This window comes from Arthrobacter saudimassiliensis (assembly GCF_059090665.1).
Genome location: NZ_JBNHFX010000002.1, coordinates 300,711 through 319,741, shown reverse-complemented (window position 1 = coordinate 319,741; position 19,031 = coordinate 300,711). Strand labels below are relative to the sequence as shown.

The following is a 19,031-nucleotide window of genomic DNA, read 5'->3' as shown; positions in this document are numbered from 1 at the left end:
GCCAGCCGGCCTGCGCACCGGCCCTAGAAGTTGATCATGTGGCCGGTGAGGCCGTGGAATGCCTCCTGCAGCGCCTCGCTCAGGGTCGGGTGGGTGTGGACATTCCGGGCGAGCTCGGCGGCGGTCAGGTCCCACTTCTGTGCCAGGGTGAGTTCGGGCAGCAGCTCGGAAACGTCCGGGCCGATGAGGTGGCCGCCAAGCAGTTCGCCGTATTTCGCGCTGGCGACCAGCTTCACGAAGCCGACGGGCTCTCCCAGGCCATGGGCCTTCCCGTTGGCGGTGAAGGGGAACATGCTGACGACCACGTCGTGGCCCTCGTCCCTCGCCTGCTGCTCGGTGAGGCCGAAACTGGCCACCTGCGGCTGGCAGAAGGTGGCCCGCGGCATCATGCGGTAGTCGCCGAGCGGCATCGTTTCGGCCTTGCCGATGGTCTCGGCCGCCACGACGCCCTGGGCCTCCGCGACGTGGGCGAGCTGCAGCTTGCCGGTGACGTCGCCGATGGCAAAGATGTTCGGGACGTTGGTCCGCATGTAGTCGTCAATCGCGATCGCCCCGCGGTCGGTGACTTCAACTCCGGTCGTCTCGAGTCCGTAGCCCTCAACGCGGGGGGCGAATCCGACGGACAGCAGCACCCGGTCCGCCTCCACCATTCCTTCGCCGCCGTCCTTGCCGGTGTACCTGACGGTTACGGAGCTGCCGTTGTCGGTGATGGAGTCCACCTTGGTGGACGTGAGGATCGGGATGCCGAGCTTCTTGTACTGCTTGGCGAGTTCCTTGGAGACGTCGGCGTCCTCATTGGGCAGGGCCCTGTCCAGGAACTCGATGATCGTCACCTCAACGCCGTAGCTGCGCAGCACGTAGCCGAACTCCATGCCGATGGCGCCGGCGCCCACAATCACTATCGACCCGGGCAGGTCGCGGTCGAGGATCTGGTCTTCGTACGTGACCACGTTTTTGCTCAGTTCGACCCCGGGCAGGAGCTTGACCACCGCACCCACGGCGATGATGGCGTTGTCGAAGGTGATCCGTTCGGTGCCCCCGGAAGAGAGCGCGACGTCGAGTGAATGGTCGTCCACGAAGGTGCCCCGGCCGTCGAACTCGGTGATGCCGTTCTTCTTCATCAGGAAGTGCACCCCCTTGACCCGGCCGTCAGCCACCTGCCGGCTGCGGTCGTAGGCCGCGCCGAAGTCGAAGGACACGTCGCCGGAGATGCCGAACGTATCGGCCTGCCGGGTGAAGAGCTGGGCCAGTTCGGCGTTGCGGAGCAGCGCCTTGGACGGGATGCAGCCGACGTTCAGGCATACCCCTCCCCAGAATTTCTCCTCCACCACGGCCACGCTCAGGCCCAGCTGGGCGGCACGGATCGCAGCTACGTAACCGCCGGGACCGGCGCCAAGGACGACGACGTCGAAATGTGCGCTCATGCTGTCTGCTGTCTCCTTCATCGGTGGTTCATCGATGGTTCATAAGCCTGCTTAAGAGTCTCACGGCCGCCCGCAGGACTCCATGATTTCTTTTCCGCCCGGCCCGACGGGCGGCGGTGCAGCCCGCCTCAGATCCAGCCCCGGTAGCCTTCCCACGCCCTGCGCCGCTCGGGAAAGGGATCCGACTCGATCCGGTCGGTCTTGTCGAAGATCCGGGTGTGCCGGAGCACCGCATCGAACCGGGGCCAGTCCGGGCCGGGGTGCCCGTGCCGGGCCAGGTGCAGCAGGCTGCCCTGGAACCGGCGGGACAGTTCCCTCAACTCTGCGGCGCCGCCCAGGAGCGTCAGGGCCCGGGTGGCGGGCTCGCCGGTTTCGCCGAACATGACCGGCACGTCGAAGGCATGGGTTGCCCCGAAGCCCAGCCGGTTCATCAGCGGCGTCGCGTAGTCGTAGCGGTAGGACCAGGTCGGCGCGATCCGGGAATGGCCCTCCGCCACCATCTGGCTCGGATACCAGAACACAAGGTCGCCGCTGATCTGCACAGACCGGGCCCGGCTCGGGTAGCCGGGATAGGCAGCTGCGATGCGGTCCCGTGCGCCGGGATCGGTGGCTGCGAACATGCGCTCCAGGCGGTCAGGCGTCGACGGGAGAATGTCATCGACCTTCGCAAACAGGGCACCCTCATTGGCCATCGTGCCGATGACGAACGGAACCGGGGCGGCGTCGCCGTCCCGGAAGGTGTCGATCGGGTGCCGCGGCAGGAAATCGCCGTCGACGACCGGGGAGACGCTCAGCGTCCCGGGGTACCGTGCCGGCCCGATCCTGGTGGTCAGCCGGGTCGTCGCGTCGACAAGTTTCCGGGCGGGCAGGTCCGTCAGGGCTCCGGCGGCGTCGGTTTCATCGATGCCCAGGATCTGCAGCAGGTCACGCGCCCAGGCGGCATGCATATCGGGATAGTAGGCGCCGGACGGCGCCGGGCTCTGGGCGAAGGCGCGGTGGAACAGTCCCCGCGCGGCGGGGATGCACATGAGGGCGGTGACCGATATGCCGCCGGCGGATTCGCCGAAGACGGTGACATTTCCCGGGTCTCCGCCGAAGGCGGCGATGTTCGCCTGCACCCATTCGAGGGCCGCCACCTGGTCGCGCAGGCCGAGGTTCGCGTCAAAGGGACGCGCGGGCGTCGACCAGTCCGTGAAGTCCATGAACCCCAGCGCGCCGATGCGGTAGTTCATCGCGACGTAGACGACGTCGCCGGTCCTGACCAGGTTGGCCCCGCGGTAGGTGCGGACGGCCGCCGAGCCGGAGCTGAACGCTCCGCCGTAGAAGTAGACCAGAACCGGCAGGGCATGCCCCGGAGGCTCCAGGGGCGCCGATACGTTGATCGTCAGGCAGTCCTCGGCCATGGGCTGCCGCCGTCGGGATCCGGTCAGCGCCAGTCCCCTGCTCTGCGGAGGCACCGCCCCGAACCGGTCCGCATCGCGGACCCCGGCCCATGGCACCGGCGGCCGGGGTGCCCGAAGCCGCAGCTCTCCCACCGGCGGGGCCGCGTAGGGAATGCCCCGCCATGTCCGCACGCCCCCGTCGATGATTCCGCGGACGGCGCCGTCGGCGGTCTCCACCACGAGCGAGGAAAGATCGACGGACATGGTGGCCTCGCTTCCATTGGCGCGCCGTGCCGCGGCTCCTCCCGGGGATCCACGGTCAGCGGACGCCCGTCCACCATAGGACCCGGAAGGGCTGCGCGGTAAGGATGCGGGCCCGGAAAACGGCCGCGGGAATCCGGATCGGCCGCGCAGGGCCTGCTCCGGAGCAGCCGCTGCCGGATGCCGCGGTCAGCCGGCGGCTGCTCCGACCAGGGTCAGCCGCGGAGACGGTGCAGCCACCTGTCCGCGGACCTGCCGCAGGTGCAGCGCCACTTCCTTGGCGCACAGCAGTGCCACGGCAGCCGCGTTCAGGGCCACCTTCGCGCCGGTCGACCAATCAGTGAGCACGCACAGCATCCACACGGTTCCCAGCACCGCGAGGTCCAGCCTCCGCAGCGCCTTCACCGGACGGGCCGATCCGTACGGACGCGCCCGGGTCCCGCTCCGGGTTCGCACATCTGTTCAGGCATGGTGGAACTCCCTTCCCCCTGATCCGGACGCTCCCCTGCACCCGTCCGTCACATTTACCACAGCAGTTACCTCAAGGGTTATCGGCAGGGCGTCCCGTTACGTAAGGAAAACGAAAGTGAAGGGCAGGATCGGCTCAAGATCAGCGCATCGCTCCCGTGTCGGCATGACAGAACGGAGAACTGATGGTCGCGTCCGGAGGCAGGAACGGCCGGCGCCGGCGGAGTGTCCCGAGCGGCATGTCGGGGCTGCCCGGGGAACTCACTCCCCGAGCGTGAGGGCGTGCCAGGTCTGCCGCTGCAGCCGCCGCGGGTCCATCTCCAGTCCCCCGCGCACATCGAAGATGCGCGTGCGGCGCTCCCGGGGGCTGTAGCGGGGCCACATGGGGCCCGGGTCATCGGTTCGGACGAAACGCAGCAGCGCACCCTGGAAGGACACGGCGACGTTGCGGGCGGAGGCGCGTCCGCCGGCGGAGGTCAGGAACCGGCCCAGCCCGGAGTCATAGGTGTCGAAGAAGGCGGGCAGCTCGCTGCCGTGCGTGGCCCCGAACCCGAGCAGCCGCAGCAGGCGCGGCGCAAAGTCGAAGCGGTACATCCAGGTTCCGGCCCGGGCGGAGTGGGCCTCGGCCAGTTCCACGCTCGGGTGCCAGAACACGGCATCCGCCCCCAGCGAGACCGTGGCCGACCCGGCAGGGTAGCCCGGATAGGCGGCGAGCAGCCGCTCCCGGGCGGCCGGGGCAGCGGCGTCGAGCATCTTTTCGATGCGTGCGGCGGATGTGGGAAGGATGTCGTGCAGCTTGTCGAACAGGGTGCCCTCCGCCGCCATGGTCCCGAGGACCAGGGGAACCGGATGCTGGCGGCCGGCTCGAAAGGCGGAGACCGGGTCCTCCGGCAGCCAGCTGCCGTCCACCACCGGAGCAGCGGCGAGTGTTCCCGGATCCTCGTCCGGCACGATGTCGTCGGACAGTTTCGCGGTAGCTGAGACAAGGGACCCCCAGGGGAGCTTCTCCAGCGTCCGCCGTGCCGCGCCGGCGTCCCCGGGGGCAACGTCCAGCAGCGCCAGGAGCCGGTCGGCGCGCCACCTGGCCCGGGCCGTATCAAGGGCGGCCGCCGGTGCGGAGCTGAGGGCGAAGCCACGGTGGAACAGGCCGGCCGCGGCGGGGACGCACATGAGCGTGGTGATGCTGACACCGCCGGCCGATTCCCCGGCGAGGGTGACGTTGTCCGGGTCTCCGCCGAAGGCGGCGATGTTCCGCCGGATCCATGCCAGGGCGGCGACCTGGTCCTTGAGCCCCACGTTGGCGTCGAACGGCCGCTCGGCACTGCCCAGGTGCCGGAAGTCGAAGAACCCCAGGGCCCCCAGCCGATAGTTGAGGGTTACGAAGACCACGTCGCCCCGACGGACAAGCGCGTCGCCCCGGTACCCCGGCACGGAGCCGGCGCCTGCGGTAAAGGCACCCCCGTAGAGCCATACCACCACAGGCAGCCCGACCGGCGTTTCCGGCCTGTCCGGCGCGCTGACGTTCAGGGTGAGGCAGTCTTCACTGACCGGTGTCCGCCGCCCGGCGCCAAGATGCACCGATACGCGGCGCTGCGGAGGAACCGGACCATGGGCCGTCGCGTCCCGGACCCGGGTCCAGGGCCGCGCCGGCTGCGGGTCGCGAAGCCGCAGCGGGCCGACCGGGGGCTGGGCGTAGGGAATTCCACGCCAGGAGCGCACGCCGTCGGACACGCTGCCGCGCACCGGTCCCTCCGCGGTGTGGACTACCAGGCTTTCGGTGGCGGGCGTCATGGTCACGGTGTCTCCTCCCGGGCGGCGGGCTGCCGCGGCAGCGATCATAGCCGCCGGCCCGCGGCGCCGCTACGGCGCCGGCGCTTCGCCTTCCTCCCAGCCGCGGATCAGGGCGAGCATCTCCTCGCGCCGTCCGGGCTCGGCGAACGAGCCCCGGAACGAGTTGGCTGCAAGCGCGGCGATATCCGCCCGGGTCAGTGCGAACTCCTCGACCAGGCAGCGGAAGTTCTCGTCGACGTATCCGCCGAAGTACGCGGGGTCGTCCGAGTTCACCGAGACGTTCAGGCCCAGCCGCAGCATTTCGGGAATCGGGTGCTCCTCGAGGGAGGCCACGCCCCTCAGCCTGACGTTCGATAGCGGGCAGACGGTGAGCGGAACCTGTTCGGCCACGAGGCGCCGGACGAGGGCGTCGTCCTCAAGGCAGCGGATCCCGTGGTCCACCCGGTCCACGCGCAGCAGATCCAGGGCCTAACTGACGTAGCCGCACGGCCCCTCCTCCCCGGCGTGGGCCACCAGCCGCAGTCCGGCATCCCGTGCGCGGTCGTAGAGGGCCACGAACTTCTCCGGCGGATTGTCCACTTCCGCCGAATCGAGCCCGATGGCATCAATGGGGGCGCCCATGGCCAGCAGCTCCTCCAGCACTTCCAGCGCCTCCTGGACCGGGTGGTCCCGGAGGAACGCGGCGATCAGGACGGTGGAGATGCCGTAGTCCTGCTCGGACCGGGCCAGCACATCCGCCACCCCGCCGATGCTGGTGGCCAGGTCCACTCCGCGGTGCAGGTGCGCCTGCGGGTCCACCATGATCTCGGCGTGCCGGACGCCGGCCTGCCGGGCCCGCTCCAGATAGGCGCGGGTCATCTCGGCGAAGTCCTCCCTGCGCTGCAGCACCGCCATGTTGGCGTAGTAAAGGTCCAGGAAGTGCTGCAGGTCTTCGAACCGGTACTGTTCCCGCAGTTCCTCGAGCCCGGCCCAGGGAAGGTCGACGCCGTTGCGCGCCGCCAGTTCCATGATCAGCTCCGGTTCGAGGGTGCCCTCGATGTGCAGGTGTAGTTCTGCCAGGGGCGGCAGGTTCACGATGGGGGCTCCTTCAGCAAGGGACCGGCGTCCGCCGCCGGCCGTCGGTCGGCTCTGAATCCACCATATCGGCGTGCCGCGGCGGGAGCCCTAGTGTGGTGCCATGAACCACATCGGCACCTCCGGCTTCAGCTACCCCCACTGGCGCACCGTGCTCTACCCCCGCGGGCTGCCGTCGGGCCGCTGGCTGGAGCACTACGCACAGGAATTCGACACGGTGGAGCTGAACGGAAGCTTCTACCGCTGGCCCCGCGAGGAAAACTTCGCCGCGTACCGGGACCGTGTTCCCGGCCGGTTCCGCCTGACGGTCAAGGCTCCGCGCGGACTGACCCACGCCCGGAAGCTCCAGCGCGCCGACGAGTGGATTGAACGGATCGGCCGGTGCTGGCAGGTGCTCGGGGACCGGGCCGGGATCCTGCTGCTGCAGCTGCCGCCGGACCTGGAGCGGGACGACGCCCTGCTGGATGATTTCCTGTCCCGGCTGCCGCAGGGACTGCGGGCCGCCGTCGAGTTCCGCCATTCCTCCTGGCAGCAGGAGGAATCCTTCCAGGTGCTGCGGCGCCACGGCGCCGCGTACTGCGTCATGAACGGCGCCGGGCTGCCCGAGATTCCGTCCCTCACCGCGGACTTCGCCTATGTCCGGATGCACGGCCCGGACCCCGACCGGCTGTACGTCGGCTCCTACTCCGACCGGCAGCTGGCCGCCTGGGCGGAGCGGATCCGCGGCTGGAACGACGCCGGGGTGCCGGCCTGGGTGTACTTCAACAACGACGCCGGCGGCGCGGCCGTCGAGGACGCGCGCCGGCTTCGGAGGCTGCTGGCCTGAATGCGGACCGGTCAGCGGTGGCTGAACCCGGGGCTGCGCTTGTCGATGAAGGCCGCCATCCCCTCTTTTTGGTCCTCGAAGGCGAACAGCGAGTGGAAGATCCGCCGTTCGAACCGCACGCCCTGCTCCAGGGTGGTGTCGAAGGCGGCGTTGACCGCCTCCTTCGCGAGCATCGTCACGGGCTTGGAGTAACCGGCGATCTGTTCCGCGGCCGCCAGCGCCTCCTCCAGCATCTCCTCGGCGGGAACCACCCGGGAGACCAGGCCGCAGCGTTCCGCTTCCTCCGCGCCGATGGTCCGTCCCGTCAGGATCAGGTCCATGGCCTTTGACTTGCCGACGGCGCGGGTGAGCCGCTGCGAGCCGCCCATTCCGGGAATGACGCCGAGGCGGATTTCCGGCTGGCCGAACTTCGCGGTGTCCGCGGCGATGATGAAGTCACACAGCAGCGCGAGTTCGCAGCCGCCGCCCAGGGCGTGCCCGGCGACGGCCGCGATGACCGGGGTGCGGACCCGCGAGAGCGCGTCCCATCCGGCGAACCAGTCGGCCTGGTACATGTCGATGTAGCTCCGGCTGGACATTTCCTTGATGTCGGCGCCGGCGGCGAAGGCCCGGTCGGATCCGGTGAGGACGATGGCCCCGATGTCCGCGCTGCCGTCGAGGTCCCCGGCGGCGGCAACCACCTCCTGCATGGTGCGCAGGTTCAGTGCATTGAGGGCCTTGGGCCGGTTCAGCGTGATCACGCCGACGCGTCCGCGCCGGTCGACAAGGATGTTCTCGTACTGGCTCATATGTGTCCGTTCTCTGCGGGGGCGGCGAAGAGGTCGCCGTGCGGTGCGGGGGCGAAAAAGGCTTCGACGGCGGCGTCGGGAACCTGCCCGGGATCGGCCGGAGACCACTGCGGACGCCGGTCCTTGTCGATGACCCGGGCGCGCACGCCTTCGGCGAAGTCGGGCGTGTGCAGCGCGTGAAGCGAGACCCGGTACTCCTGCGACAGCGCAGCCTCCAGGTCGGGCAGGCGGCGGGCCCGCCGCAGGGCGGCCAGCGTCACTTTGAGCGCGGTGGGTGATTTGGCATCCAGCTCCGCGGCCGCGGCGGCGGCTTCAGGTTCCGGACGGGCCCGGAGGCGGGCGAGGATCTCCTCCACGGTGCCGGCACTGAAACAGGCGTCGATCCAGGCGCGCTGCGCAGCGAGCGGCGCTTCCGGCACGGGCCGTGCCGCAGCGGAGAGGACCGTGCCCGGATCCGTTGTCTCGAGATCATGGGCGATCTGCGGCAGATCATCGGCGGCAACGCAGACATCGGCGAGGCCCAGGAGAATGGCGTCTGCCGGGCCGAACTGCCCGCCGGTCAACGCCGCGTAGGTGCCCAGCTCCCCCGGCGCACCCGCGAGCAGCCAGGTGCCGCCGACGTCGGGGATGAAACCGATGCCGGTTTCGGGCATGCCGACCCGGCTGCGCCCGGTGACGACCCGGTGCCCGACGTGCGCGGAGACTCCGACCCCGCCGCCGAGGACGATGCCGTCCATGAACGCGGTGATTGGTTTCGGATAACGGGCCAGCCGGGCATTGAGCAGATACTCATCACGCCAGAAGGCGGCCGACGCCGTTCCCTCGGTCCGGTCGCGGTAGAGCGCCACGATGTCGCCGCCGGCGCACAGGCCCCGTTCGCCGGCGCCGCTGATCAGGACGGACGCGACGGCGTCGTTGTCGGCCCACTCGTCCAGGGCCCGGGCGATGCGCTGCACCATGCCGTGGGTGAGTGCGTTCAGGGCGCGGGGCCGGTTCAGGAGGATATGCCCCAGCCGTCCGCGCACCTCGGTGAGCACCTGGCCGTCGTCCTGGGCCTCCTGCTCGGGTGCCTGCTGCACGTTCCCCCCGTTGGTCGTCGCAATGAGCTGCGGCCCGCTCCGGCCACGAATGTGCCGCCGGACACACTGCCGCCGGCTCCACTAAACCACGGGCCGCCGGGGGCGGTCCAATGACGCGCGCCGACGCCCGGGGTGTTCCGATGAGCGTCCGTCGGGGGCCCGACCCCGGCCCGGGGGCCCTGGGCATGGACAGCGGCGGTGCGGCGGGCACACCGTAGAGGTCAGTGCCGGACAGAGTGGAACCGGGCAGGCCGTGGCCGCACCGGGCGGGACCGCCCGGCCCGGCCGGAGAAGGAGGGAGGGCGGTATGCCGGATAAGGCGGAGACAGCGACGGCGCTGCGCGAAGGCGCCCATGCAGCACGGACCTGCGGGGACGCACCGGCCGGCACCGCGGGCCCCTCCGCCGCGTCCGGGGGCACCGCCGCCGGGCCTGCTCCTGTCGGGCCCGGTATCCGCGGCAGCGCGCGGAAGGCGGCCGCCGCCAGGGACGCCGCCCTGGGCCCCGTCGACTGGGCCCGCCCGCCGGACGGCTCCCGGCGGCTCGCGTTCGAGGTTCCCAGCGGCCGCCTCGCGGCACTCGAGCTGGGGTCGGACGACGGCGTTCCGGTGGTTCTGGTGCCGGGAGTCATGGGGTCCAAGGAGGACTTCACCCTGATGCTGCCCCGGCTGGCAGCGGCCGGCTACCGGGCGCTCTCATTCGACATGGCCGGTCAGTATGAGTCGGCGGCGTCGGGCCCGGAGCAGTTGGACCCGCCGGGAAGGCGGTACGACCTGAGCCTCTTCGTGGGCGATCTGCTGGCCGTCCTGGAGCGGACCGGACCCGCGCACGTCACCGGATACTCCTTTGCCGGTGTGGTGGCACAGGCCGCGCTGGTCCTGCGGCCGGACCTGTTCCGTAGCCTGACGCTGCTGAGCTGCCCGCCGGTGCCCGGGCAGAGCCTGGCCAGGGTCCGGTGGATCGGCTGGCTCAGCCCGCTGGTCGGCCGGCGGCTCAGCGCCGCCCTCATCGTCTGGGGCGTCCGGCGGAACTTCGTGCCGGCACCGCCGGACCGGCTGGCCTTCGTCGAGCGGCGGTTCGCCCGGACCAGGCGCAGCTCCATTGCCGACATTGTGGGGTTGATGAAGGCTGTGCCCGATCTCCGCGGCGCCCTCAGGAATGTTCCGGTGCCTCTGTTCGTGGCCGTGGGCGGAAGCGATATCTGGCCGTTGGCGCTGCACCGCAGGTTCGCCCGCTCCATCGGCGCGCGGCTGGGCATCTACCGCACCGGGCACAGCCCCTGCGAGAACTCTCCCCATCTGCTCTCACTGGACCTGCTCCGCCTGTTCGCCTCGGCTTCCTGAGGACAGAAGGCCTACGCACCGCGCCGCCGAACCCGGGCCGGCCCTGTGCGCGGGAGCCGACCGCGGCGGCGGTGGATCCGCTGCCGCCGCCGGGCCAGCGGCGGCTGCCGGCCGAAGTCGAGCCGGAACGTCGCATACGCCATGGCGAGCCGGCGCCGCAGTCCCGCCCAGCTCTGCAGGGGACGCGCTGAGACACCGACGCGCAGGTCCGGGTCCCAGCAGACCGCCATGTCCGGCTCGATCAGATAGGAGATGTGCAGGTCGTCGTGCACCCGCGGGTCGGTCCGCACCACACGTCCGCTGATCCGCCGCCAGGCCCCGGCCCGGATGGCGAAGTTGGATCCGAAGAGCGGCGGGTGGCCCAGCAGCAGCCCCACCACGCGGTGGTAGCCGCCGATGTAGACCGTGCGCCCGGCCAGGGCCGCCAGCGGCCCGCCGCCGTAGAACTCGCCCGGCCCGGTGGCGGCGGCCAGCTCCGGGTCGGCGTCGAAGAGGCGTTCCAGCTGCTCCAGCCATCGGGGCGGCGGCACCGAGTCGGCGTCAAGCCGGGCCAGCAGGTCTCCGGAGGCGGCATCCAGACCGGCTGCGGTGGCGGCGGTGACGCCGGGAACCGGCTGCAGCAGGCGCCGCACCCCGGCCTCGGCGCAGACCTGCGTCGTGGAGTCGGTGCTGGCGTTGTCCACGACAAGCACCTCGTCCGCCGGCCGGGTCTGGACGGCGAGGGCCGCCAGGCAGGCGCTGAGGTAGGCCGCATCGTTCCGGGAAGGGATGACCACTGAGATGGCTGCCATGATCCCCCGACTCTAGCTTCGGCCGCGCGGCCGCGCAGGGCCTCAGGCACGGAACGCCGCCGGGGACCGGAAACCACCGCCCGACGGCGTCTGCCCGGTGCCTAGGCCCGGCCGCTGCGGTTGCGGCCGGCCAGGGATTCGGCGACGCCGATCAGCAGCACGGCGCAGATCACCGCGATGATGAACCCGAGGATGTTCAGCTCGAAGATGTCTCCGGTGCCCAGGAACGACGCGATGCTGCCGCCGATGACGGAGCCGGCCAGGCCCAGCAGCAGGGTGGCGACGATGCCCAGGTTCTGTTTGCCGGGCTTGAACAGGCGGGCCAGGGCGCCGATCACGAGGCCGGCCACGATGAATCCGATCATGTTGTGCTCCTTTGTCCGGTGGTGGCCGCCCTCCCCCGGCAGGCGGCGTTTGCTCCTGCCAGCCTATGCCGGGTCGGGTCGCCGCGCCCGGCTCGGCTGCACCCGCGGCGGCTCGCCGGGCATTTTGGGATAGTCGGGCGGGAACGGCTCCTCCCCCAGCCCGTCGGCCAGGTCCCGTTCCCACCACTGCAGCAGAGTGTCGATCCGGCCAGGGGACCGGCCGAACTCCGCCCACGGGTCGCCGACGGAGCGAAGCCGTTCCGGAACGGTCCGGACCGTGAACTGTGCAGGCTGCACATGTTCGAGTTCCTCCCAGACCAGGGGGCAGGACACGGGGGCGTGCGGCAGGGCCCGGGGACTGTAGGCACCGGCCATGGTGCGGTCCCGGTTGGCCTGGTTGAAGTCCACGAAGACCCGTTCCCCCCGCTCCTCCTTCCACCAGGCGGTGGTCACCTGGCCCGGCATCCGCCGTTCAAGTTCACGGGCGGCGGCGATCACTGCGTGCCGGACGTCGAGGAACTCCCACTGCGGTTCGATCGGCGCGAACACGTGCAGGCCGCGGTTGCCGGAGGTCTTGATCCACGCCTCCAAGCCGGCCTCGGCCAGGACCCTCCGCAGTTCCAGGGCGGCGGGCACCGCGTCGTCGAACCCGGTGCCCGGCTGCGGATCCAGGTCGATCCTCAGCTGGTCAGGATTGTCAGTGTTCCCGGCGCGCGAGGGCCAGGGATGGAACACTACTGTGTTCATCTGCACCGCCCACACCGCGGCAGCCGGCTCGGTGAGCACCACCTGCGGATGCGAGCGCGCGCTGGGATAGACCACGGTGACGGCCTGAACATAGTCCGGCGCGCCGCGGGGCGGGTTCTTGGAGAAGAACATCTCCCCGTCGATGTCGCCGGGAAACCGCTGCAGCGACACCGGCCTGTCGCCGTTCGCGGCCAGGAAGGGCCCGCTGACCTCCAGCACGTACCGTGCCAGGTCCAGCTTGGTCAGCCCGGCCTCCGGGAACACGATGCGCCCGGGGCTGGAGATACGGACCTCCCGGTCTCCCGAGGGACCGGGAACGGTCAGGGTGGTGGCTTCGCTCGGCATGCGTCCACGCTACTGCACCGATGTGGTGCCGGTCACCGCTGCCGGGCGGGCGGCGCGGAGCCTGTGCCGGAGCGGAGTAGATTGCTGGTAGGCGGCTGCGGTCTGGCTCCGGCCCGCCCGGTGTTTCCGCGGCGCCGGTCCCGTTCCTGCCCCCGGGGGCAGGCTGGCAAGGAAAGGCTGATCCGCGTGGGCGCACCGTGCACCTGCATCTGTTCCCCCCGGCCGCTGACCGGGCGGCTGGAACCGGCGGTCTACGATCCGTTCTGTCCCGAGCGCCGGCACCGGATCTGCGCCTGCACCCTGCGGGAGCCCACCTACCGGCTGCACTGACGGCTTAGACCACGGCCTGCCCCTGCCGTCCGCGCGGCCCGGTCCCTAGACTGGCGGTACGCACCGCCCCGGCGGTTCCGGCGTCGTTCTCCCGAAGAGGAGCGAAAGGACCGGCGGCAGATGAGGAACCCGTACCGTCCGGCCTGGTGGACCAATGCGGTGGTCTACCAGATCTACACCCGCAGCTTCGCGGACACCACCGACGACGGCGTGGGCGACGTTCCGGGAATCATCGCCCACCTGGATCACCTCAGCGACCTGGGCGTGGATGTCCTCTGGCTCTCGCCCATCCATCAGTCTCCGCAGATGGACAACGGCTACGACATCAGCAACTACCGGCGGATCGATTCCCGGTTCGGAACCGAGGAGGAGTTCGAGGAACTGCTGAGGCAGGTGCATCGCCGCGGCATGAAGCTGATCATGGACCTGGTGGTCAACCACACCTCCGATGAGCACCAGGCCTTCCAGGTCTCCGCTTCCTCACGGCAGAACATCTCCCGCGACTCCTACTTCTGGCGGGAGCCGCGGCAGGGATTCTCCCCCGACGAACCGGGCGCCGAACCCAACAACTGGGGCTCCTTCTTCGGCGGCTCGGCGTGGACCTATGATGCGCGGACCGAGCAGTACTACCTGCACCTGTTCAGCCGGCACCAGCCGGACCTGAACTGGGAAAGCACCAGGGTGCGGACGCGCATATACGAAATGATGAACTGGTGGCTGGACCGCGGCGTCGATGGTTTCCGCATGGACGCCATCAACTTCATCTCCAAGGTGCCGGGACTGCCGGACAGCTCCGTCCAGGGCACCGGGATGTACGCCAACGGCGCCCCGTACTTCACCTCCGGGCCCAGGGTCCACGAATTCGTCCAGGAGATGGTGCGGGCCGTGTTCGGTTTCCGGGACGAGGGCTACCTCGCGGTGGGTGAGACCGAGGGCGTGACCGTGGATGAGGCGGCCCTGTTTACCGATCCGCTTCGCGGCGAACTGGACATGGTCTTCCAGTTCGAGCATATGCGGGTGGACCAGGGCCCCGGCGGCAAGTGGGAGCACCGCCCGCTGGATCTCCTGGCGCTGAAGGCCGTGTGGAACCGCTGGCAGCGCGGTCTTGCCGAGCGGGGCTGGAACAGCCTCTACCTCGGCAACCACGACCAGCCGCGCCTGGTGTCGCGGTTCGGCGACGACGGCCGGTACCGGTACGAGTCCGCCACCCTGTGGGCCACGCTGCTCCACCTGCAGCGGGGCACGCCCTTCATTTACCAGGGGGAGGAAATCGGCATGACCAATGCCGGTTTCACCGGGATCGACCAGTACCGGGACCTGGAGTCGATCGGGTACTACGAGGAGGCCCTGCGCAACGGGATCAGTTCCGCGTCCGCGCTGCGTACGCTCGCCCGCAGCAGCCGTGACAACGCGCGGACACCGATGCAGTGGTCCGACGCCCCCAATGCCGGCTTCACGAACGGCACGCCCTGGATCGACGTCAACCCGAACTACCGCCGCATCAATGTCGCGGCGGACCGGGCAGCGGAGAAGTCGATCTTCCGCTACTACCGGCGGCTGATCCGGCTCCGGCACAAGTCCAGGGTGGTCTCTCTCGGCGAATTCCGGCTGGTCCAGTCAGCCCATCCGCGGCTGCTCGCCTATGTGCGTTCGCTCGAGGGCGAGGAGCTGCTCGTGCTGGGCAATGTGTCGGCGGAGGACCTGGAGCTTCCCGCCGGCCAGCGCACGGGCGTCCGGATGCTCGGCAACTATACGGACATCGGCGATGCCCGTGTCCTGCGCCCGTGGGAGGTGCGGGTGGAACAGCTTGCCCCCGGCCCCGACCTGCCCTGACGCCGAAGGGCGGGGCGACGTCGGGCGGGGAACCCCGGGCGCAGGCGCCGGATCCCGGCCGGCGGGCGCTTAGACGGACGGCCCCGGAGGCGGCGCAACGGAGCCCGGTCCGCTTCCGGGCTCGGAGCCCAGGTCCAGCGCCTCGGGGACGAGCCCCACGCCCACGGAACGCCGGACGTCGAGTTCCCCGATCCGCAGCCGCTTGACGACGACGTCGCCCAGGGCGGCCCGGCGGACTGCCAGTTTGCCGATGGCGGCTGCCCCGACGGCCAGCCCCGCGAGGGCGACCCCGCTGACGGCCAGCCCGCCGATCATCACGCCGCTGACAAAATCCGATCTGCTCTCCATGACCTCTCCCGTATCCCTGTTCGTCGGTCCCTCTTCGTCCCGGTGGCAGGACTTTCCCCTGCCCGGGGAGGCAGGAGGCCGCATTCTCCGGCACCCATGGGCATTGTGCCCCTCAACGGCGCCCTTGCCCACCGCGTCCGTTCTTCCCAAGGACAGGCGGCCATCAGGCTGCCGGGGCGCGCGGGACGGTTAGGCCTAGAGCCGGTCGAACCTCTCAACGCTGGCGGCGGGACCGGCCACCAGCACCGTGTCGTCCGCCTCGAGCACGGTCTGCGGCGTGACGAAGCGCCAGGCCCCGGTTCCCTTGCGGACAGCGACCACCGCGACTCCGTAGCGGTCCAGGATCGCGGCCCGCTGCAGGGGAATATCACGGATGGCCCGGTGGGGTGCGGTTTCCACCACGGCGAAGTCCCCGCCGATCTGCGAGTAGTCAAGCACGCTGCCGCTGACCAGGTGGGCGACCCGCCGCCCCATGTCGGCCTCCGGAAAAACCACGTGCCGGATGCCCAGCTGATCGAGGATGGTGCCGTGCGCTTCGCTGACCGCCTCCGCCCAGATCTGCGGGATCCCGAAGCGCAGCAGCAGCGACGTGGTGAGCACGCTCATGCCGACGTCGCTGCCGATCGCGACCACCACGCGTTCGAAGTCGGGGATGGAAAGGTCGCGGAGGACCTGTTCGTCGGTGGCATCGGCCGTCACAACGTAGGTCAGCCGGCCGTCCAGCGTTTGGACCACCTGGGGGCGGTGGTCGATGCCCAGGACGTCCGTGCCGTGCGCCATCAGTTCCAGTGCCACCGAGCGGCCGAACCGGCCGAGGCCGATGATCGCGACCGCATCCGTCCCCGCCATCCGTGCCGGCCGGTTTCCCGACAGGAGCCTGCGCTTAGCCAATGATCGGCCTCTCTTCCGGCAGCTCGTAGCGGGAGGTGCGGCTGCGCAGGGCGAGGCCGGCCGCCAGCAGGAGCGGGCCGAGCCTGCCGATGAACATCAGGACGACCAGCACGGACTGCCCGACCGGCCCGATGGCGGCGGAGATGCCTGCGCTGAGGCCGACCGTTCCGAAGGCGGAGGTGGTTTCGAGCAGCAGGACGTCGAGCCCGAAGTCGGTCACAGCCATCAGGAAGGCGGTGGCGGCCAGGACCAGGGCGGCCGCCGCCAGCAGCAGGGTGATCGCCTCGCGCGGCACGTGGCTGCCGAGCCGCTTGCCGAGCATGGTCACGGACGCGCCGCCGCGCAGTTCGGCGGCCACCACGTAGACCAGCACCATAAAGGTGGTGACCTTGATGCCTCCGGCCGTGCCGGCCGGGCCGCCGCCGATGAACATGAGGATATCCATGCCGAGCCAGGACAGCGGGTCCATCTCCGCGATGTCGATGCTGGAGAACCCGGCCGTTCGGGCCTGCACTGACTGGAAGAAGGCGGCCAGCAGGCGGTCCGGCCAGCTCAGGGGTTCCAGGGTCCGCGGGTTGCCGCTTTCGACCAGCAGCACCAGCAGGGTGCCGGCAGCCAGCAGCAGGCCCGTTCCCAGCAGAACGAGGCGGGTGTTCAGCGACCAGGCCAGCGGCGTGAACAGATGGCGGCGCAGCTGCATCAGCACCGGGAAGCCCAGTCCGCCAAGGATGACCGCGGCGCTGATGGACAGGCAGACCACCGGATCCGCCGCGAAGCCCGCAAGGTTGTCGCTGAACAGGGAAAAGCCTGCATTGTTGAAGGCCGAGACAGCGTGGAAAACCCCGTACCACAACGCCTGCCCAAAGGGCATGCGGTAGGTAAGGGCGAACTGCAGCGTAAGGATCACCGCGACGGCGGCCTCGGTCAGCAGAGTGATGCGGACGACGCCGAGGATCACCGCGGGCGCGTTCACCGGCCGCCCTCCACCGGCTTCGGCCGCCGCGGTGAGCCTGGTGCGCAGGCTCAGCCGACGCGCGACCGCCAGGCCGATGACGGCGCCGGTGGTCATCACGCCCAGTCCGCCGATCTGGATCAGCACGAGGATCACGGACTCGCCGAAACTGCTCCAGTGCCCCGGGGTGTCGACGACGATCAGGCCGGTGACGCAGAGCGCGGAAACCGCGGTGAACAGCGCCTCGATGAACGACGCCCCGCCCGGCCCTTCGGCGGCGCCGGGAAGGAGCAGCAGCCCTGTTCCCGCAGCGGCCGCGGCTGCGAATCCTCCCAGCACGGTCCGGGCGGGAGGAGAACGGCGGCGGGGATGTCCGTGGAGCACGCCCGGGGGTCTGGCCACGTTTTGACGCTACCGCGGCCCGCCCTCTGCAGTCAGCGTGAGGCGTGCGCTTCCCCGCGGAGGAAGGCTCAATCCGTCCCGGGACGGTCCTGCGGCACGTCGAGCGGATCACTCCCGCAGGATGCGGTCAAGGGCAGGCCGTAATCTTTGCCGCCGGAGCGAATCCGGGCGTTTCGCCGGCCCGTGACCCGCACTCCCGCCCTGACCTGCGACGACGTTTTGGCTATCGGCTACGAGTCGTTGCGTCAAGTTCTGAGAGCTTAATAACAAACTCGATATCCAATGGTTATCAAACCGTGATAGATGTGTAGTGTTCTTCGAGTGCCGCTCCCCCAGCGCGGCACCCTCGGCCGGATACCGAACCTTGCCACCGGTTCCGAGGTCCAAAGATCAAAACCATGGCAGGGGCGGGGGAACCAGTTCCGGGTTCCACGAATCCTAGGGGTTAAGCCTGCCGGCCTTCCGGCAGCCGGGTGACTCCCATCCGCATCCGACAGCTCACCTCGCAGGTACAGGGAGAGGTAACAACATGTCCAACACCCGTGCACGCCACCGCGCAGAGACTTCCGCCTGGCTGACCATCTCCAAGGCCGCCCTCGGCCGCGGACGCACCATCGGAGGAACCGCTGCCGCAGTTGCCGCAGGGTCCGGCCTGATGCTCGGCATGGCCGCCCCGGCCCAGGCCGGCGTCATCGCCAACGATTCCTACACCCCGGCTCCGGCTGCGGCACCCGCCGCTCCCGTAGCCGCCGCACCTGCCCCGGCTGTGGAGACCGTCGCCGCGGACGCAGCGCCGGCCGGCACCCACACCGTGGTCGCCGGAGACACCCTCGGCCAGATCGCCGCCACCTACGGCGTGAGCCTGGACAGCATCTTCAGCCTGAACGGGCTGGGCATGGAGTCCATCATCTACCCGGGCGACGTCATCACCTACGCCGGCGAGGCCACCGCCGCACCGGCAGCGGTCGAGTACGCCGCCGCCTCCTACACCGAGACCTACGCCGCTCCTGCACCTGCAGCCGCTCCGGCTGACCTGGGCACCTTCAGCACCCAGTCCGTCGACGTGACCCCGGCCCCCGCGGCCACCGCGGCCTCGGCCACCAACCAGGTCATCCTCAACTCGGCCTACGCCCAGATGGGTGCCGTCCAGGACTGCACCGTCCTGGTCGAGGTGGCGCTGCGCGCCGCCGGGCACTCCGTGGGCGACCTGGCCCCGGCCCAGCTGGCTGCCTACGGCACCCCCGTCTCCGACCCGCAGCCGGGTGACCTGATCTACTACGCCGACGGCGGCATGGGCTTCGCCCACATCGCCATCTACATCGGCGACGGCCAGGCCATCCACAGCGGCTGGAACGGCAACCAGACCGTCATCAACTCCGCCAACGTCGGCTCCGGCGCGGCCTACTACCGCGTAGCGTAGCTGCTGCTCCGACGCCCGGCGCCGGAACAGCAGGAGCAGGAAACGGACATGCGGTCCCCCTCGGGGCCGGATGTCCGTTTTCGTTTAACCGCCGTGGCGGTGTGACCGGCGTTCCGGTTCAACCTCCGTGGGAGCCCGCCTTCACCCGGCCGGCTCCTCTGCCGTGATCGGC

17 protein-coding genes, 1 pseudogene and 1 riboswitch are annotated in these 19,031 nt (G+C 70.1%); of the genes and pseudogenes, 5 read left to right on the top strand and 13 right to left on the bottom strand.

What is annotated here, in order from left to right:
• Positions 1-23: 23 nt before the first annotated feature.
• The 5 genes and pseudogenes from lpdA to AC5RV6_RS08675 form a co-directional block, all read right to left on the bottom strand.
• A complete protein-coding gene (lpdA, locus tag AC5RV6_RS08695) occupies positions 24-1,424 on the bottom strand; it encodes a dihydrolipoyl dehydrogenase (RefSeq protein ID WP_494006909.1) in 1,401 nt (466 codons plus the stop codon).
• 128 nt (positions 1,425-1,552) lie between these two features.
• Positions 1,553-3,070, bottom strand: a complete 1,518-nt coding sequence (locus AC5RV6_RS08690; protein WP_494006908.1) for a carboxylesterase/lipase family protein — start codon at positions 3,068-3,070, stop codon at positions 1,553-1,555.
• A 186-nt stretch (positions 3,071-3,256) separates the two neighbouring features.
• Complete coding sequence (locus AC5RV6_RS08685; RefSeq protein WP_494006907.1) at positions 3,257-3,472, bottom strand: hypothetical protein; 216 nt, start codon at positions 3,470-3,472, stop codon at positions 3,257-3,259.
• Positions 3,473-3,796: 324 nt separating this feature from the next.
• Positions 3,797-5,326: a carboxylesterase/lipase family protein gene (locus AC5RV6_RS08680; RefSeq protein ID WP_494007382.1), complete on the bottom strand. Its 1,530-nt coding sequence runs from the start codon at positions 5,324-5,326 to the stop codon at positions 3,797-3,799.
• Between the two features lie 69 nt (positions 5,327-5,395).
• Positions 5,396-6,403: pseudogene (locus tag AC5RV6_RS08675) on the bottom strand (adenosine deaminase).
• Between the two features lie 100 nt (positions 6,404-6,503).
• Here AC5RV6_RS08675 and AC5RV6_RS08670 point away from each other — a divergent pair.
• Positions 6,504-7,226 (top strand): DUF72 domain-containing protein, encoded by a 723-nt coding sequence (locus AC5RV6_RS08670; protein ID WP_494006906.1) that lies wholly within the window; start codon positions 6,504-6,506, stop codon positions 7,224-7,226.
• Positions 7,227-7,237: 11 nt separating this feature from the next.
• Here AC5RV6_RS08670 and AC5RV6_RS08665 read toward each other — a convergent pair whose 3' ends face one another.
• Entirely contained in the window at positions 7,238-8,014 is a 777-nt protein-coding gene (locus AC5RV6_RS08665) for an enoyl-CoA hydratase (protein ID WP_494006905.1), read from the bottom strand.
• Positions 8,011-9,093 (bottom strand): enoyl-CoA hydratase/isomerase family protein, encoded by a 1,083-nt coding sequence (locus tag AC5RV6_RS08660; protein WP_494006904.1) that lies wholly within the window; start codon positions 9,091-9,093, stop codon positions 8,011-8,013. The genes AC5RV6_RS08665 and AC5RV6_RS08660 overlap by 4 nt, the downstream gene beginning before the upstream one ends.
• Before the next feature lie 307 nt (positions 9,094-9,400).
• Here AC5RV6_RS08660 and AC5RV6_RS08655 point away from each other — a divergent pair, with 307 nt between their 5' ends.
• On the top strand, positions 9,401-10,435 hold the full coding sequence (locus tag AC5RV6_RS08655; RefSeq protein WP_494006903.1) for an alpha/beta fold hydrolase: 1,035 nt from the start codon (positions 9,401-9,403) through the stop codon (positions 10,433-10,435).
• Between the two features lie 11 nt (positions 10,436-10,446).
• On the opposite strand, the gene AC5RV6_RS08650 is transcribed toward AC5RV6_RS08655, so the two are convergent.
• The 3 genes from AC5RV6_RS08650 to ligD form a co-directional block, all read right to left on the bottom strand.
• Positions 10,447-11,226, bottom strand: a complete 780-nt coding sequence (locus AC5RV6_RS08650) for a glycosyltransferase family 2 protein (protein ID WP_494006902.1) — start codon at positions 11,224-11,226, stop codon at positions 10,447-10,449.
• Between the two features lie 101 nt (positions 11,227-11,327).
• Positions 11,328-11,591: a GlsB/YeaQ/YmgE family stress response membrane protein gene (locus tag AC5RV6_RS08645; protein ID WP_494006901.1), complete on the bottom strand. Its 264-nt coding sequence runs from the start codon at positions 11,589-11,591 to the stop codon at positions 11,328-11,330.
• 63 nt (positions 11,592-11,654) lie between these two features.
• Positions 11,655-12,683: a non-homologous end-joining DNA ligase gene (gene ligD, locus AC5RV6_RS08640; protein ID WP_494006900.1), complete on the bottom strand. Its 1,029-nt coding sequence runs from the start codon at positions 12,681-12,683 to the stop codon at positions 11,655-11,657.
• A gap of 186 nt (positions 12,684-12,869) precedes the next feature.
• Here ligD and AC5RV6_RS08635 point away from each other — a divergent pair, with 186 nt between their 5' ends.
• Together AC5RV6_RS08635 and AC5RV6_RS08630 are read left to right on the top strand one after the other, a co-directional pair.
• Positions 12,870-13,013: a hypothetical protein gene (locus tag AC5RV6_RS08635; RefSeq protein ID WP_494006899.1), complete on the top strand. Its 144-nt coding sequence runs from the start codon at positions 12,870-12,872 to the stop codon at positions 13,011-13,013.
• 120 nt (positions 13,014-13,133) lie between these two features.
• On the top strand, positions 13,134-14,846 hold the full coding sequence (locus tag AC5RV6_RS08630) for a glycoside hydrolase family 13 protein (protein WP_494006898.1): 1,713 nt from the start codon (positions 13,134-13,136) through the stop codon (positions 14,844-14,846).
• Between the two features lie 69 nt (positions 14,847-14,915).
• On the opposite strand, the gene AC5RV6_RS08625 is transcribed toward AC5RV6_RS08630, so the two are convergent.
• From AC5RV6_RS08625 to AC5RV6_RS08615, 3 genes are all read right to left on the bottom strand, one after another.
• Entirely contained in the window at positions 14,916-15,194 is a 279-nt protein-coding gene (locus AC5RV6_RS08625) for a hypothetical protein (protein ID WP_494006897.1), read from the bottom strand.
• Between the two features lie 195 nt (positions 15,195-15,389).
• The gene (locus tag AC5RV6_RS08620; protein WP_494006896.1) at positions 15,390-16,043 is read right to left on the bottom strand and encodes a potassium channel family protein; all 654 of its coding nucleotides are present in this window, start codon (positions 16,041-16,043) and stop codon (positions 15,390-15,392) included.
• Positions 16,044-16,077: 34 nt separating this feature from the next.
• A complete protein-coding gene (locus tag AC5RV6_RS08615) occupies positions 16,078-17,439 on the bottom strand; it encodes a TrkH family potassium uptake protein (protein ID WP_494006895.1) in 1,362 nt (453 codons plus the stop codon).
• Between the two features lie 379 nt (positions 17,440-17,818).
• Positions 17,819-17,965, top strand: a riboswitch (cyclic di-AMP (ydaO/yuaA leader).
• Between the two features lie 3 nt (positions 17,966-17,968).
• On the opposite strand from AC5RV6_RS08615, the gene AC5RV6_RS08610 reads away from it, so the two are divergent.
• Entirely contained in the window at positions 17,969-18,859 is an 891-nt protein-coding gene (locus tag AC5RV6_RS08610; protein ID WP_494006894.1) for a LysM peptidoglycan-binding domain-containing protein, read from the top strand.
• The last annotated feature ends 172 nt before the right edge of the window (positions 18,860-19,031 follow it).

What these genes read in the sequence shown, in the direction of transcription:
- lpdA (WP_494006909.1), bottom strand. Translation starts at nt 1,424, where the DNA reads ATGAGCGCACATTTCGACGTCGTCGTCCTTGGCGCCGGTCCCGGCGGT.
- AC5RV6_RS08690 (WP_494006908.1), bottom strand. Translation starts at nt 3,070, where the DNA reads ATGTCCGTCGATCTTTCCTCGCTCGTGGTGGAGACCGCCGACGGCGCC.
- AC5RV6_RS08680 (WP_494007382.1), bottom strand. Translation starts at nt 5,326, where the DNA reads ATGACGCCCGCCACCGAAAGCCTGGTAGTCCACACCGCGGAGGGACCG.
- AC5RV6_RS08670 (WP_494006906.1), top strand. Translation starts at nt 6,504, where the DNA reads ATGAACCACATCGGCACCTCCGGCTTCAGCTACCCCCACTGGCGCACC.
- AC5RV6_RS08665 (WP_494006905.1), bottom strand. Translation starts at nt 8,014, where the DNA reads ATGAGCCAGTACGAGAACATCCTTGTCGACCGGCGCGGACGCGTCGGC.
- AC5RV6_RS08655 (WP_494006903.1), top strand. Translation starts at nt 9,401, where the DNA reads ATGCCGGATAAGGCGGAGACAGCGACGGCGCTGCGCGAAGGCGCCCAT.
- AC5RV6_RS08650 (WP_494006902.1), bottom strand. Translation starts at nt 11,226, where the DNA reads ATGGCAGCCATCTCAGTGGTCATCCCTTCCCGGAACGATGCGGCCTAC.
- AC5RV6_RS08645 (WP_494006901.1), bottom strand. Translation starts at nt 11,591, where the DNA reads ATGATCGGATTCATCGTGGCCGGCCTCGTGATCGGCGCCCTGGCCCGC.
- ligD (WP_494006900.1), bottom strand. Translation starts at nt 12,683, where the DNA reads ATGCCGAGCGAAGCCACCACCCTGACCGTTCCCGGTCCCTCGGGAGAC.
- AC5RV6_RS08630 (WP_494006898.1), top strand. Translation starts at nt 13,134, where the DNA reads ATGAGGAACCCGTACCGTCCGGCCTGGTGGACCAATGCGGTGGTCTAC.
- AC5RV6_RS08625 (WP_494006897.1), bottom strand. Translation starts at nt 15,194, where the DNA reads ATGGAGAGCAGATCGGATTTTGTCAGCGGCGTGATGATCGGCGGGCTG.
- AC5RV6_RS08620 (WP_494006896.1), bottom strand. Translation starts at nt 16,043, where the DNA reads ATGGCGGGGACGGATGCGGTCGCGATCATCGGCCTCGGCCGGTTCGGC.
- AC5RV6_RS08610 (WP_494006894.1), top strand. Translation starts at nt 17,969, where the DNA reads ATGTCCAACACCCGTGCACGCCACCGCGCAGAGACTTCCGCCTGGCTG.